This is a genomic window from Brevibacterium luteolum (assembly GCF_025147615.1).
Lineage (GTDB): Bacteria > Actinomycetota > Actinomycetes > Actinomycetales > Brevibacteriaceae > Brevibacterium > Brevibacterium luteolum.
Genome location: NZ_JALXPM010000014.1, coordinates 24,666 through 38,574 on the forward strand (window position 1 = coordinate 24,666; position 13,909 = coordinate 38,574).

General features: G+C 68.1%; 14 protein-coding genes. 12 read left to right on the forward strand and 2 right to left on the reverse strand.

Annotation, left to right across the window (positions count from 1 at the left end):
- The first annotated feature begins 33 nt into the window (after positions 1-33).
- The 7 genes from M3C25_RS05260 to M3C25_RS05290 are packed head-to-tail and all read left to right on the forward strand — an operon-like array spanning position 34 to position 6,340.
- Positions 34-879, forward strand: a complete 846-nt coding sequence (locus tag M3C25_RS05260) for a pseudouridine synthase (RefSeq protein WP_259855268.1) — start codon at positions 34-36, stop codon at positions 877-879.
- Positions 876-1,976: a prephenate dehydrogenase gene (locus M3C25_RS05265; protein ID WP_311200501.1), complete on the forward strand. Its 1,101-nt coding sequence runs from the start codon at positions 876-878 to the stop codon at positions 1,974-1,976. The genes M3C25_RS05260 and M3C25_RS05265 overlap by 4 nt, the downstream gene beginning before the upstream one ends.
- Positions 1,973-2,638 (forward strand): (d)CMP kinase, encoded by a 666-nt coding sequence (gene cmk, locus M3C25_RS05270; protein ID WP_259855269.1) that lies wholly within the window; start codon positions 1,973-1,975, stop codon positions 2,636-2,638. Before M3C25_RS05265 ends, cmk begins: the two co-directional genes overlap by 4 nt.
- A 5-nt stretch (positions 2,639-2,643) precedes the next feature.
- The gene (gene der, locus M3C25_RS05275; protein WP_102160777.1) at positions 2,644-4,185 is read left to right on the forward strand and encodes a ribosome biogenesis GTPase Der; all 1,542 of its coding nucleotides are present in this window, start codon (positions 2,644-2,646) and stop codon (positions 4,183-4,185) included.
- A complete protein-coding gene (locus M3C25_RS05280) occupies positions 4,182-5,417 on the forward strand; it encodes an AI-2E family transporter (RefSeq protein WP_259855270.1) in 1,236 nt (411 codons plus the stop codon). Before der ends, M3C25_RS05280 begins: the two co-directional genes overlap by 4 nt.
- Before the next feature lie 24 nt (positions 5,418-5,441).
- Positions 5,442-5,663, forward strand: coding sequence for a hypothetical protein (locus tag M3C25_RS05285; protein ID WP_165882669.1), 222 nt, complete (start codon positions 5,442-5,444; stop codon positions 5,661-5,663).
- A gap of 41 nt (positions 5,664-5,704) precedes the next feature.
- Positions 5,705-6,340 (forward strand): L-threonylcarbamoyladenylate synthase, encoded by a 636-nt coding sequence (locus tag M3C25_RS05290; protein WP_259855271.1) that lies wholly within the window; start codon positions 5,705-5,707, stop codon positions 6,338-6,340.
- A gap of 63 nt (positions 6,341-6,403) precedes the next feature.
- On the opposite strand, the gene M3C25_RS05295 is transcribed toward M3C25_RS05290, so the two are convergent.
- Entirely contained in the window at positions 6,404-7,084 is a 681-nt protein-coding gene (locus tag M3C25_RS05295) for a TetR/AcrR family transcriptional regulator (protein WP_259855272.1), read from the reverse strand.
- Between the two features lie 11 nt (positions 7,085-7,095).
- Positions 7,096-8,598: a class I adenylate-forming enzyme family protein gene (locus tag M3C25_RS05300; RefSeq protein ID WP_259855273.1), complete on the reverse strand. Its 1,503-nt coding sequence runs from the start codon at positions 8,596-8,598 to the stop codon at positions 7,096-7,098.
- Between the two features lie 126 nt (positions 8,599-8,724).
- On the opposite strand from M3C25_RS05300, the gene M3C25_RS05305 reads away from it, so the two are divergent.
- From M3C25_RS05305 to M3C25_RS05325, 5 genes are read left to right on the forward strand one after another with little or no spacing between them, the layout of a single operon-like run.
- Positions 8,725-9,540 (forward strand): SDR family oxidoreductase, encoded by an 816-nt coding sequence (locus M3C25_RS05305; RefSeq protein ID WP_259855274.1) that lies wholly within the window; start codon positions 8,725-8,727, stop codon positions 9,538-9,540.
- A 15-nt stretch (positions 9,541-9,555) separates the two neighbouring features.
- Positions 9,556-10,761: an acyl-CoA dehydrogenase family protein gene (locus M3C25_RS05310; RefSeq protein ID WP_165882674.1), complete on the forward strand. Its 1,206-nt coding sequence runs from the start codon at positions 9,556-9,558 to the stop codon at positions 10,759-10,761.
- Between the two features lie 48 nt (positions 10,762-10,809).
- Entirely contained in the window at positions 10,810-11,562 is a 753-nt protein-coding gene (gene fabG / locus M3C25_RS05315) for a 3-oxoacyl-ACP reductase FabG (protein ID WP_259855275.1), read from the forward strand.
- 4 nt (positions 11,563-11,566) lie between these two features.
- Positions 11,567-12,754, forward strand: coding sequence for an acyl-CoA dehydrogenase family protein (locus tag M3C25_RS05320; RefSeq protein WP_259855276.1), 1,188 nt, complete (start codon positions 11,567-11,569; stop codon positions 12,752-12,754).
- On the forward strand, positions 12,751-13,887 hold the full coding sequence (locus tag M3C25_RS05325) for an acyl-CoA dehydrogenase family protein (RefSeq protein WP_259855277.1): 1,137 nt from the start codon (positions 12,751-12,753) through the stop codon (positions 13,885-13,887). Before M3C25_RS05320 ends, M3C25_RS05325 begins: the two co-directional genes overlap by 4 nt.
- Positions 13,888-13,909: the final 22 nt, after the last annotated feature.

Here is a 13,909-nt window from a genome sequence, read left to right on the forward strand (position 1 = left end):
GCAACCACGTGCGGGTTTGAGACAATGACCCCTATGACTCGCAGCAATCCACGCGGACCCGGCCACCGGTCCAAACGCCCGACCCGCCGACAGCGCAGCCAGGCGCAGCGTACCGCCCAGCAGAACACCTCGGCGGCCAACGCCGTCCACCAGCCTGACGGTGTGCGCCTGCAGAAGGTGCTCGCCGATGCCGGCCTTGGCTCCCGGCGCGCCTGCGAGCAGCTCATCGCCGATGCCCGCGTCGAAGTCGACGGGCAGATCGTGACCGAACTCGGCACCCGCATCGACCCGGAGACCCAGACCGTCCACGTCGACTCGATGCGCATCGTCACCGCTCCCGACCGCGTCTACCTCGCCATCAACAAGCCCGCCGGTGTCGTCTCGACGATGGACGACCCCGAGGGCCGGCCGAGCCTGGCCGAGTACCTGCGCGACCGGCCCGAACGGCTCTTCCACGTCGGCCGCCTCGACGCCGAGACTGAGGGCCTGCTGCTCATCACCAACGACGGGGAGCTGTCCAACCGGCTGACCCACCCGTCCTATGAGATCCCCAAGACCTACCTCGCCCAGGTGCGCGGCCCGGTCGCCAAGGACGTCGGCGCCCGGCTGCGCGAGGGCATCGAACTCGACGACGGCATCGCCCGGGTCGACTCCTTCAAGCTCATCGACTCGACACCCGGGCGCGCGCTCGTCGAACTCGTCCTGCACGAAGGCCGCAACCGGATCGTGCGCCGCCTGTTCGATGCCGTCGGCAACCCCGTCGACCGGCTCGTGCGCACCCACTTCGGCCCGATCGCCCTGGCCGAACAGCGCCAGGGCAAGGTCCGCGACCTGCGCCCCGATGAGATCGGAGAGCTCATGCAGGCGGTCGGTCTGTGAGCCAGACGATGAGTGTGCACGTCATCGGCACCGGCCTGCTCGGCACCTCACTCGGACTCGCGCTCACCGGCGCCGGACACGAGGTGACTCTTGCCGACCTGTCACCGACCGCGCAGCGGCTGGCCGCCGACCTCGGCGCAGGCACCGTCGGCGAACCTGAGGCGACCGATGTCGTCATCGTCGCCACACCGCCCGACGTGGCCGGACAGACGATCCTCACCGCCCTCGACCGGTTCCCCGAGGCGACCGTGACCGATGTCGCCAGCGTCAAGACCGTGCTGCTGCACGAGGTGCGCGCAGCCTGCGCACCCGGTGACCTCGACCGCTACATCGGCTCCCATCCGATGGCCGGCCGCGAGAAGTCCGGGGCGATCGCCGCCCGCGACGACCTGTTCGTCGGCCGGCCCTGGGTGGTCTGCTCCGATGACGACACCCCAGCTGCCCGCCTCGCCCAGATCGTCGCACTGGCCACCGACGTCGGTGCGGCCGTCGTCCACCTCGACCCGGAGTTCCACGACTCCTCGGTCGCCCGTGTCTCGCATGCCCCGCAGGTGATGGCCAGCCTCATGGCCGCCCAGCTTGTCGACATGCCCGCCGACGGCGTTGCCCTGGCCGGGCAGGGGCTGCGCGACGTCACCCGCATCGCCGCCTCCGATGCCAGCCTGTGGACCCAGATCCTGGCCGGCAACGCCGCCGAGGTCCGCGAGGTGCTCGAAAGCATCCGCGCAGACCTCGACACCCTCATCAGCGCCCTCGACCTGGCACCCGGGGCGATCGCGACGATCGCGCAGACGATCACCGCCGGCAACGACGGCTACGACCGGATCCCCGGCAAGCACGGCCAGGCCCCGCAGAAGTACGCGGAGATCACCGTCCTCATCGACGACACCCCCGGCATGCTCGGCAAGCTCTTCGCCGATGTCGGCGAGCTCGGCATCAACATCGAGGACATCCGGATCGAGCACGCCACCGGCGTTAAGCTGGGCAGTGTCGAAGTCGCTGTCGTGCCGGCACGGCAGCGCGAACTCGAAGAGGGCCTCACCTCCCGCGGCTGGTGGGTTCCCGAAGCCGTCATCGAACACGAAGGACAGCAATGACCGTTATCGCCATCGACGGCCCCAGCGGCGTCGGAAAATCCAGCGTCTCGAAGGCCGTGGCCACCCAGCTCGGCTACGCCTACCTCGACACCGGCGCGATGTACCGGGCGATGGGCTGGCTGTGCATGACCCGCGGCGTCACCGATCCCGGCGACGTCGTCGAACTCGTCCGCGGCGCTGACCTGGAGATCTCCACCGACCCGGCCGCCCCTGCCGTCGCCGTCGACGGCATCGACGTGACCGAGGAGATCCGCTCGACGGAGGTCTCGGCCAGCGTGCAGGTCGTCTCCGCCGTGCCTGAGGCGCGCAGCGAGCTCATCGAGATGCAGCGCCAGATCATCGCCGCAGCCTCACCTGGCATCGTCGTCGAAGGCCGCGACATCACCACCGTCGTCGCCCCCGGCGCCCCGGTCCGCATCCTCATGACCGCCGATGACGAAGTGCGTGTGGTCCGCCGCGCCAAGGAGACCCACGGCAATGCCAGCGCCGAGGCGGTGGCCGCCACCCGCGACGTCACCCTCGGCCGCGACGCCAAGGACGCGAAGACGACGAGCTTCCTCACCGCCGCAGACGGCGTGCACACACTCGACACCACCCACATCGATTTCGACCAGTCGGTCGGCGCAGTCCTCGCACTCGTCACCGCCGCACAGAAAGCCTGATGACCATGTCGCCCTCCGCACAGGAGCCCGGATCTCATCCAGCCGACGGATTCGTCGAACACCCCGACGATTCGCTGCCCGAGCGCGTGCAGGCGATCGACCACGATGACGCCGAACAGCGCGCCGCCTCGCTGCGCGCCGGCCTCGACCAGTACGAACTGGAGGAGGAGGACCGGGAGCTGCTCGAAGCCTACGGCGTCATCGAGGCCGAAGACGGCGGACGCGGACCGGCTCCGGTGCTCGCCATCGTCGGCCGGCCCAACGTGGGCAAGTCAACGCTGGTCAACCGGATCCTCGGGCGCCGCGAGGCCGTCGTCGAAGACGTCCCCGGCGTCACCCGCGACCGGGTGAGCTATCACGCCGAATGGAACGGCCGCCCGCTCACGCTCGTCGACACCGGCGGCTGGGATATCGATTCGCGCGGCATGGCCTCCCGCATCGCCGAGCAGGCCGAGATCGCCGTGCGGATGGCCGACGGCGTCGTCTTCGTCGTCGACGCCACCACCGGGCCGACGGCCACCGACGAACACGTCGTGCGGATGCTGCGCCGCTCCGGCAAGCCGGTGCTGCTGGCAGCAAACAAGGTCGATGACGAACGCGGCGAGCTCATGGCCGCCGAACTCTGGTCACTCGGGCTGGGTGAGCCGCACCCGATCTCAGCCATGCACGGCAGGGGAGTGGCCGACTTCCTCGACGCGATCATGGAGATGCTGCCGGAGGTCTCGGCGACCGGGCAGACCGAAGAGGTCGGCGGCCCGCGCCGCATCGCGCTCGTCGGCCGGCCGAATGTCGGCAAGTCCTCGCTGCTCAACCAGCTCGTCGGCACCGAACGCGTCATCGTCGACAACACCGCCGGCACCACCCGCGACCCGGTCGACGAACTCGTCGAACTCGGCGGCAAGCAGTGGCGCTTCATCGACACCGCCGGCATCCGCAAGCGCGCCCGCCAGTCCTCAGGTGCTGACTTCTACGCAGCGCTGCGCACCCAGACCGCGCTCGAGCGTGCCGAAGTCGCCGTCGTGCTGCTGGAGGCCAATGAGCCGCTGAGCGATCAGGATATGAAGATCATCCGCCTCGTCCTCGACGCTGGCCGTGCGCTCGTGCTCGCCTTCAACAAATGGGACCTGCTCGATGAGGAGCGCCGCCACTTCCTCGAACGCGAGATCGAGCGCGATCTCGGCCATGTCTCCTGGGCCCCGCGCGTCAACATCTCCGCAAAGACCGGCCGGCACGCTGAGAAGCTCGTGCCCGCCATGGAGGCTGCTCTCGAAGGCTGGGATACCCGCATCCCGACCGGCCGGTTCAACGCTTTCCTCGGTGAGCTCTCCGCTGCCAATCCGCACCCGCTGCGCGGCGGGAAGCAGCCGCGCATCCTCTTCGGCACACAGGCGTCCTCCCGGCCGCCAAAGTTCGTGCTCTTCACCACGGGGTTCCTCGATCCCAGCTACCGCCGGTTCATCATCCGGCGGCTGCGGGAGACCTTCGGCTTCACCGGCACCCCGATCGATGTGAGCATGCGGATCCGGGAGAAGAGGAAAGGCCGTTGACCAGCGCAGGCCGGCCGGCAACCGCTGAGGCGGTCCGGCCCCGGGAGTGGGCGCTGCCGCGGTTCACGATCATCGTCCTCGGCTTGGCCGGGCTGTTCTTCGCCGTCGGGTTCATCAAGGACCTCCAGCTCATCATCGCGCCGGTGTTCCTGGCCTTCAACCTCGTGATCGTCGGCTATCCGGTGCAGGCCTGGCTCATCCGCCGCCGGATCCCGGCCGCCGCTGCCGCTGTGGTGACCGTACTGCTGGTGCTCAGCGTCGTCGCGGGGTTCTTCGCACTCACCGGCTGGTCGATCGCCGAGCTCGTCCTCGTCATCCCCGAATACTCCGATGAGCTCGACAACCTCTACCGCGACCTGCTCGCCGGCAGCTCATCGCTGGGTCTGACGCCTGAGTTCGTCAAGGAGCAGATGGCCAACTTCGACGTCAACCAGCTCGCCGCCGCGCTGCGCGAAGTGCTGTCGAACGCAACCCTGGTCGTGACGCTCGTGACGACTGCGATCATGGCGACCTTCTTCATCGTCATGGACTCTCTGGCCTTCCCACGGCGCATGACCCTGGCCTCGGGCGTGCAGCCGCGCTTCGTGCAGGCGATGAGCACCTTCGCCGTCGGCGTGCGCCGCTACTGGGTCGTCGCCACCGTCTTCGGCCTCATCGTCGCCGCCCTCGACGTCGTCGCCCTTCTCATCATCGGCGTGCCGCTGGCGCTCGTGTGGGGTGTGCTGGCGTTCCTGACCAACTACATCCCCAACATCGGCTTCGTCATCGGCCTGGTGCCGCCGGCCATCATGGCGCTGATCGAAGGCGGATGGTGGGACGCCCTGTGGGTCGTCATCACCTACAGCCTGCTCAACTTCGTCATCCAGGCGATCATCCAGCCGAAGTTCACCGGCCAGTCCGTCGGCGTCACCCCCTTCATCTCGTTCCTGTCCCTGCTGTTCTGGGTGTGGGTGCTCGGCTGGTTCGGTGCGCTGCTGGCCCTGCCGGCGACCCTGCTGGTCAAGGCGCTGCTCGTCGACGCCGATCCGCGCGCCCGCTGGATCAACCTGCTTGTCGCCTCTGATGTGCGCGCGGCAGAGTCGCCACTCCTTGCCAGCCCGAGCGAGTCGATGGACAATTCAGGTGAGGAGTCTCACATCGAGGCGGTGGAGGACTCCCAGCCGGGGCTGACGATGAGTGAAACGGCAGTCCCCGGTCGCTCACCGAAGCGCGCGGTCATCGACCTCGACTGACCGCCCCTGCAGGAAGGCGCAGTCGTGAAGACCCTCCTCAGCATCATTGTGAGTGCTCTGCTCTGGATCGTCAGCGCCGCAGCCGTGTGTGCGCTCACCGCCCTCGTGCTCCTCGCGCTGGCCGGGCAGGCAGGTGAGGAGCTGCGCCCAGACGGCACCCATGTCAGCCTCACAGCACTGGCCGCGGTCGCCGCCGCCACCGCGGTGACGCTCATGGCCCGACGGCGGGTCTGCGGGCTGGACTGAGGCCGGTGTGCACAGCCTGCATGTCTCGATAGACTTGGCCAATGGCACAGATACTCGATATCCATCCTGAGAACCCGCAGCCGCGGCTCATCCGCCAGGCTGCCAAGGCCATCGCCGATGGCGGGCTCGTCGCCTACCCGACCGACTCCTGCTATGCGCTCGGCTGCGCGCTGGAGAACAAGGACGGCATCGAACGGATCATCCGCATCCGCCAGCTCGACTCCAAGCACCACTTCACGCTCATGTGCCACGACTTCGCACAGCTGGGCCAGTTCGTCATCGTCGACAACTACGCCTTCCGCACCATCAAGTCCCTGACGCCGGGGCCCTACACCTTCATCATGAAGGCGACGAAGGACGTGCCGCGGAAGATGATGCACCCCAAGAAGCACTCGGTCGGTGCCCGGATCCCCCAGAACGCCACCGCGCTCGCCCTCGTCGAAGAGGTCGGTGAGCCGATCCTGTCCTCAACGCTGCTGCTGCCCGATCACGAGGAGCCGCTGACCCACGCTGAGGACGTCGCCGAGGCGCTCGGCAAGCACGTCGACGTCATCATCGACTCCGGAGTGCCCGGCACCACCCCGACCTCGGTCATCGACTTCACGCCTGGCGCTCCGGTCGTGCGCCGGATCGGTGCCGGTGACATCTCCCGCTTCGACGACATCGACGAAGCGTAACCGGCAGACCCCGCGGTCCCGAGGTGCCGAGGCGCCGAGCCATGGGAGCTCATTGTTCAGTGTTCAGTCCTCAGTGCTGTCCGGGGCGAGTTCGAGGGCGGAGACCCACAGCTGTGAGAGCTTGTCGGCCAGCTCCTCGACGCCGGCATCGCTGAAATAGCGTTCCTGGGGCTCATCGACGTAGATCGACTTGCACGTGCGGCTCACCATCGCCGAAAGCGCCTTGGCCGTCAGATCCGGATCGAGATCGGCGCGGATGTGCCCGGCGGCCTGCATCTGCTCGATGCTGCGCATATTGCGCCGGTAGAACACCCGGTTGCGCGCCAGCCGGATGTCCCGGATCTCCGGATCGACCGCAGCGACCTGGTCCATGAGCGCCACCTCCCGGGCGTTGTCCCGGTACCGGCGCACGTACACTCCTGTCGCCTTCCGGATCTTGGCGATGAGCGCCTCGGGGCCGGGAACGCCCGTGCCTGCATCATGATCCGGGTCGCCCCACGCATGATCGGCAGCGACCACCGGAGCATAGGACTCCTCGATGATCGCGGCGAGGATCTCCTGCCGGTTGGCGAAGTACGTGTACAGCGTGCCGGTCGAGCACCCGACCCGTTCGGTGATCGCCGAGAGCCGGGTGGAGAAGTAGCCCTGCTCGTAGAACACGTCGATGGCCGCGTCGATGAGGGCCTGCCGGGTGCGGAGGCCGCGCTCGGTCAGCGGTGCACCGGGCTGACGCTGGATGGTCATCGCTCACTCCTTCACAGTTCCATCGAGCGTTTGCGGATCTTGCCCGTCGGGCCCTTCGGCAGGCCGTCGACGATGCGGATGATGCGCGGGATCTTGTACGCCGACAGCGACTGCCGGCACCACGCCTCAATCTCATCACCTGTCAGCTCGGTACCGGGCATCGGGGTGACGACAGCGGCGACCTGCTGGCCGTAGTGCTCATCGGCCGCCCCGATGACAGCGGCCTCGAAGACCTGCGGATGGGCGTAGAGAACCTCCTCGACCTCACGCGGGTAGACGTTGTAGCCGCCGTGGATGATGAGGTCCTTGAGCCGGTCGACGATGTAGAGATAACCGTCCTCATCGACATGCCCGAGATCACCGGTGCAGAAGAACCCGTCGGCGTCGAAGACCTCAGCGGTGGCCTCAGGCCGGTTCCAGTAGCCGAGCATGACGAGCGGGCCGCACAGCCGCACCTCCCCGGTCTGCCCGGGACCACACGCCTCACCGGTGGCAGGATCGACGATCCGCACGTCCATCGTCGGGGCCGGCAGACCGACTGAGCCGATCTTGTCCTCGCCCTCGGCGGCGTTGAAGGTGCCGAAAGCGCACGTCTCGGTCAGCCCGTAGCCCTCAGTGATCGAGGCGCCGAACCGAGCGTGGAAGGCGCGCATGAGCTCCAGCGAGATCGCCGCCCCGCCCGAAAGCGCCAAGCGCAGCTGCGGCGTCGTGACGCCCTCACCGGCGGTCGCGTGGGTGAGCGCATTCCACATCGTCGGCACGCCTGCCACGATCGTGAGCTCATCGGCGATGATCGTCTCCAGCAGCTCATCAGCATCGAAGCGCGGCAGCAGAGTGATGGTGGCACCGTTGGCCAGCACCGGGTAGGCCACCGAGCCGAGCCCGAAGACATGGAACAGCGGCAGCGCAGTGCCGGCCCGATCAGCAGGGGACAGGCCGGCCACCGCCTCGGCGGCGGTGACGGCGGTGAGCAGGGTGCGCGCTGAGAGCATCGCCCCCTTCGGACGGCCGGTGGTGCCCGAGGTGTAGAGCAGCAGCACGCAGTCCTCCGGGTCCCGGGTGACCGGGGCGAAGTCCGGGCTCGCTGCTGGCAGCGCATCCATGTCGATGGGCGTGAGAAGCTCAGCGGCGATGCCGAGCGCCTCTGCGGCCGCAGAGCCTGCCTCGGGGCAGAGCGGGTGCATGATGAGGTGGCCGGCACCGGAATCGGAGAGCACGAAGTCCAGTTCGGGCACCGTCGAGAGGGGATTGAAGCACACGGTGATCGCCCCGCAGGCCTCGACGGCGAGGAACTCGATGAGGAACTCCCGGCAGGTCGGGGCGATGAGCCCGACACGCTCACCTGGTCGGAGTCCGGAGGCCTGGAGCTCGCGTGTGCGAGCGGCGATCGCATCGATGAACTGCCGGTAGGTCAGGGATGTGCGCTGGTCAGCCCGCGGGCCGCGCACCGCGATGTGCTCCGGACGGGTGCGCGCATGCTCCAGCAGCGGGGCGAGAAGCGACACCTGCGACATGGGGATCTCCTTCCAGGAGGTAAACGTTCGTTCGTTAGTTCTTGAAATTGACGCTCACGTCAACTATAAGTTGAGATGTCACCTGCATCACATAGGCAGCAGGAGAATTCTCCAGAAGGGACACCCATGGACGTCTCAGGCGCAGTCGCCGTCGTCACCGGCGGAGCCGGTGGCATCGGCCGAGCCATCGCCGCACAGCTCATCGACCGCGGCGCCTTCGTCATGCTCGCCGATGTCGCCGACACGGTCTCCGTGGTCGCCTCCGAACTCGGCTGCCGCGCCTGGCAGGGCGACTGCGCATCCGAAAACGGCATCACCGAACTGCTCGCCCGCACCCGCGCCGAACTCGGTGAGATCGACCTCTACGTCGCCAACGCCGGCATCGCCGGCGCACGCGGACTCGGCGAATCCGACGCCGACTGGGACGCGATCCTCCACATCAACCTGCGCGCCCACATCCGCGCTGCCCAGGCGCTCATCCCCACCTGGCAGGCCAGGGGAGCAGGCTGCTTCGTCACCACCGCCTCGGCGGCGGGCCTGCTGACCCAGATCGGGCAGGCCGGCTACGCGGTGTCCAAGCACGCCGCGCTCGCCTTCGCCGAATGGCTGTCCATCACCTACGGCGATGACGGCATCCAGGTCGCCTGCCTGTGCCCGATGGGCGTGCGCACCGAACTGCTCATGGCTGGGCTCACCTCCGACATTCCAGCCGAGCGGGTCGCCAGCCGCTCGGTCGCCGAATCCGGCGAGGTGCTCAGTCCCGAATACGTCGCCACCTGCGTCATGGACGCGATCGACGACGGCACATTCCTCATCCTGCCCCACCCGGAAGTCGCCGAGATGTTCCAGATGAAGGGCTCCGACTACGACCGATGGCTGCGCGGCATGCGCCGCTACCAGGCCTGGCTCAAAGCCGAGGCCCGCACACACGACAACACCTGAAAGAAAGGCCAGCCGATGTTCGACGAGACTGACCGCGCCAAGGAGCTGCGCGAGAAGCTGGAGTCCTTCATGGACTCCCACATCTATCCTGCCGAGCCCGTCTACCGGGAGCAGATGGAAGCCCAGGACGACCCGCACGCCGTCCCGCCGATCCTCCAGGAGCTCAAGGGCGAAGCCCGATCCCGGGGACTTTGGAATCTCTTCCACCCGCACGAGGAATGGGGCCCGGGCCTGACGAACCTCGAATACGCCCCACTGGCCGAGATCATGGGCCGTTCACCGAACCTGGCGCCCGAGGCGACGAACTGCAACGCCCCAGACACCGGCAACATGGAGGTCTTCACGCTCTTCGGCACCGATGAGCACAAGGAGAAGTACCTGCGCCCGCTGCTCGACGGTGAGATCGCCTCCGGTTTCGCGATGACCGAACCGGCCGTGGCCAGCTCGGATGCCACCAACATCGAGATGCGCATGGAGAAGGACGGCGACGGCTACATCCTCAACGGCCGCAAATGGTTCACCTCCAACGGCGCCCGCCCCGACTGCAAGGTCCTCATCGTCATGGGCAAGACCGACCCGAACGCCGAGAAGCACCGCCAGCAGTCGATGATGGTCGTGCCCACCGACGCCCCCGGTGTCGAGATCGTCCGCTCCCTGCCGGTCTTCGGCTACCTCGACCGCGAAAGCCACGCCGAGGTGACCTTCACCGATGTCCGCGTCGAGGCCAAGGACGTGCTCAAGGGCGAAGGAGAGGGATTCGCGATCTCTCAGGCCCGCCTCGGCCCCGGCCGCATCCACCACTGCATGCGCGCCATCGGCATGGCAGAGCGCGCCCTGGAGTTCATGTGCCGCCGCGCCCACGAGCGCGTCGTCTTCGGTGAGCCGCTGGCCGCCAAGGCCAATATCCAGGACTGGATCGCCGAAGCCCGCGTCGACATCGACCAGGCCCGCCTGCTGACCCTGCATGCCGCTGACATGATGGACAAGGTCGGCAACAAGGAGGCCCGCAACCTCATCTCCGAGATCAAGGTCGCAGCCCCGAAGGTCGCTCTGACCGTCATCGACCGGGCCATCCAGGTCCACGGCGGCGCCGGCGTGACCGATGACTTCCCGCTGGCCGAGATGTACTCCCACGCCCGCACCCTGCGCATCGTCGACGGCGCTGATGAGGTTCACAAGATGACCATCGCCCGCCGCGAGCTGCGCAAGTACGCATCCTGAGCTGCAGCACCACCTGAGCGCACACACCCCGAACCTGAAGGAGAACCCATGACCCAGCGCACCGCCATCGTCACCGGAGGCGCCCGCGGCATCGGCGCAGCGATCGCCGAGCGACTGGCTGCTGACGGCATGAAGGTCGCCGTCGTCGACCTGAGCGAAGACGCCTGCAACGACGTCGTCACCCGCATCGGAGCATCCGGCGGACAGGCCATCGGCATCGGAGCCGACATCACCGATGAGGACCAGGCCGACGCCGCCGTGCAGCGCACCGCCGATGAGCTCGGCGCTCCGACCGTGCTCGTCAACAACGCCGGCATCATCAAGGACAACCTGCTGTTCAAGATGACCCCGGCCGACTTCACCAAGGTCCTCGACGTCCACCTGACCGGCAACTTCCTCATGACCAAGGCCTGCCAGCAGCACATGGTCGAACAGAAGTTCGGCCGCATCATCTCGATGTCCTCGACCTCGGCGCTGGGTAACCGCGGGCAGACGAACTACTCGGCTGCCAAAGCCGGCATCCAGGGCATGACGAAGACCTACGCGATCGAGCTCGGCAAGTTCGGTGTCACCGCCAACGCGATCGCCCCGGGCTTCATCGAGACCGACATGACGAAGGCGACCGCCGAGCGCGTCGGCGTCGAGTTCGACGACTTCGTCAAGATGGCCGTCAGCCAGATCCCGGTCGGCCGCTCCGGAAAGCCCGAGGACATCGCGCACACGGCATCCTTCCTCGCCAGCGAAGGAGCAGGCTTCGTCTCCGGTCAGGTCATCTACGTCGCCGGCGGACCCAAGGACTGATCCGGTGAGCGAACACGCACGCATCGACGAGGCGGTCGCGGCAGCCACAGCCGCGGCCGCCGGGCTCACCGGCACCGACGCCGAGTCGAAGGGCGCGCACGCCGGACTGCTCTACGACCACGGCCTGGCCTGGGTGAACTTCCCGCCAGGCGCCGGCGGCCTCGGCGTCTCGGCGAGCCTGCAGGACTACGCCGATGCCGCCGTCGACGCCGCCGGACTGCACCGCCCAGACCGGCACGACAACGCGATCGGCTTCGGCATGGCCGCCCCGACGATCGCCGGCTACGGCACTGATGAGCAGAAGACGTGGCTCAAACGCATCTACACGCTCGAGACGATCGTCTGCCAGCTCTTCAGCGAACCCGGCGCCGGCTCCGACCTCGCCGCCGTCGCCACGAAGGCCGTCCTCGACGGGGACACCTACCGCGTGACCGGGCAGAAGGTGTGGACCTCCGGAGCGCACAACGCCGATCTCGCGATCCTCATCGCCCGCACCGACCCGACCGTGCCCAAGCACCGCGGACTGAGCTACTTCCTGCTCGACATGCACGCCCCCGGCGTCGAAACCTGCGGGCTGCGCCAGATCACCGGCGAGGCCGAGTTCAACGAAGTCTTCCTCACCGATGTGCCCGTGCCTGCCTCGATGCGGCTCGGTGAGCCCGGTGAGGGCTGGAAGATCGCGAACACGACGCTGAATAACGAACGGGTCGCCATCGGCGGGGGAGCACCCCGGGAAGGCGGCATGCTCGGGGTTGTGACGAAGGCCTGGCGCGAACAGCCCGAGGTCCGCGACCCGCTGCTGCACGATGAGCTCATGCGCCTGTGGGTCGAGTCCGAGACCGCCCGGATGCTCGGAGAGCGCACCGCCCAGCAGGTCGCCGCCGGCCAGCCCGGACCCGAAGGCTCGGGTGCGAAGCTGTCATTCGCCCGCAACGCTCAGCAGCTCTCGGCTCTCGATGTGCGCATGCGCGGTGTCGACGGGCTGCGGCATGACAGCTACGAGATGCGCCGGCCCGAGCACTACTCGATGACCGGCCGCACGCCGGTCTACCGGTACCTGCGCGCCAAAGGCAACTCGATCGAAGGCGGGACCAGCGAGATCATCCGCAACATCATCGCCGAACGCGTCCTCGGCCTGCCCGGCGAACACCGCACCGACAAAGACCTGCCGTTTAAGGACCTGCCCAAATGACCATCGAGATGCTCGAAACCGAGCTGGCCGCCGACCTCAGACGCACCGTGCGCGCGTTCCTCACCGAACGCTGCGATCCCGGCACCGTCGCCGAGGTCTACGACGACCCAGCTGTCGCCTCCCGTGAGCTCAACGTCGGGTGGGCACGCGAACTCGGCCTTGCCGGGCTGCTCGTGCCCGAAGCAGACGGCGGAGCCGGCGCCAGCCTCGCCGAGGCCGCTGTCGTCGCCCACGCCATCGGCCGGCATGCCGCACCGCTGCGCTTCCTCACCTCCGGCGTCATCGCCACCACGCTCGTCACCCACGCCGGGGACTCCGAACTGGCAGCCGCCCTGGCTGCCGGTGAGCGCTACGCCGCCGTCACCTTCCCCGCCACCAGCCCCATCCTGACCAGCGGGCTTGAGGCGAGTGACGCCTCGGGCGCGGAGGATGCGGCAACGGTTCACGTCAGCGGGACCGTGGCAGGCGTCATGGAAGCCGACGGCGCTGATGACCTCATCGCCGTCATCGGCAGCGGGGAGGACACGACGATCGTCGTCATCGACCCGGCAGATGCGCGTATCGCGCCTTTCCTCAGCCTCGATGAGACCCGCCGGCTCGCCGACGTCACCGTCGAGGGTGCTGCCGCACGGGTCATCGCCACCGGGCCCGAGGCGGAGGCAGCGGCCACCGCCGCGACGCTGGCCGGGCAGGTGGCGCTCGCGGCCGAACTCGCCGGCACCGCAGCCCAGGCGTTCTCCACGACCCTGGACTATGTGCGTACCCGCGTGCAGTTCGGCCGGGCGATCGGCTCCTACCAGGCGATCAAGCACCGGCTGGCCGATCTCTGGCTGGCCGTCAGCCAGGCCGACGCCGCCGCCACCTACGCCGCCCAGACGGCCGCGAACTGGCAACACGGCGAGGAGGACCTGCACGAAGCCCAGATCTGCGCACTCACCGCGCTCGCCTACACCGCCCCGGTCGCCGTGCAGGCAGCCGAGGAAGCCGTGCAGCTGCACGGCGGCAACGGCATGACCTGGGAATATCCGGTCCACCTCCTGCTCAAGCGGGCCAAGGCCGGCGAACTCATCCTCGGGCACCCAGCAGCCAACCGCGCAGCCCTGGCCGAACTCCTCGAACTTCCGACGTGCTGAGGATCACACAGACGAAATAGAC

Coding starts and splice junctions, on each gene's coding strand:
- M3C25_RS05310 (WP_165882674.1), top strand. CDS start 9,556: ATGTTCGACGAGACTGACCGCGCCAAGGAGCTGCGCGAGAAGCTGGAG.
- M3C25_RS05300 (WP_259855273.1), bottom strand. CDS start 8,598: ATGTCGCAGGTGTCGCTTCTCGCCCCGCTGCTGGAGCATGCGCGCACC.
- M3C25_RS05325 (WP_259855277.1), top strand. CDS start 12,751: ATGACCATCGAGATGCTCGAAACCGAGCTGGCCGCCGACCTCAGACGC.
- der (WP_102160777.1), top strand. CDS start 2,644: ATGTCGCCCTCCGCACAGGAGCCCGGATCTCATCCAGCCGACGGATTC.
- M3C25_RS05295 (WP_259855272.1), bottom strand. CDS start 7,084: ATGACCATCCAGCGTCAGCCCGGTGCACCGCTGACCGAGCGCGGCCTC.
- M3C25_RS05305 (WP_259855274.1), top strand. CDS start 8,725: ATGGACGTCTCAGGCGCAGTCGCCGTCGTCACCGGCGGAGCCGGTGGC.
- M3C25_RS05260 (WP_259855268.1), top strand. CDS start 34: ATGACTCGCAGCAATCCACGCGGACCCGGCCACCGGTCCAAACGCCCG.
- cmk (WP_259855269.1), top strand. CDS start 1,973: ATGACCGTTATCGCCATCGACGGCCCCAGCGGCGTCGGAAAATCCAGC.
- M3C25_RS05290 (WP_259855271.1), top strand. CDS start 5,705: ATGGCACAGATACTCGATATCCATCCTGAGAACCCGCAGCCGCGGCTC.
- fabG (WP_259855275.1), top strand. CDS start 10,810: ATGACCCAGCGCACCGCCATCGTCACCGGAGGCGCCCGCGGCATCGGC.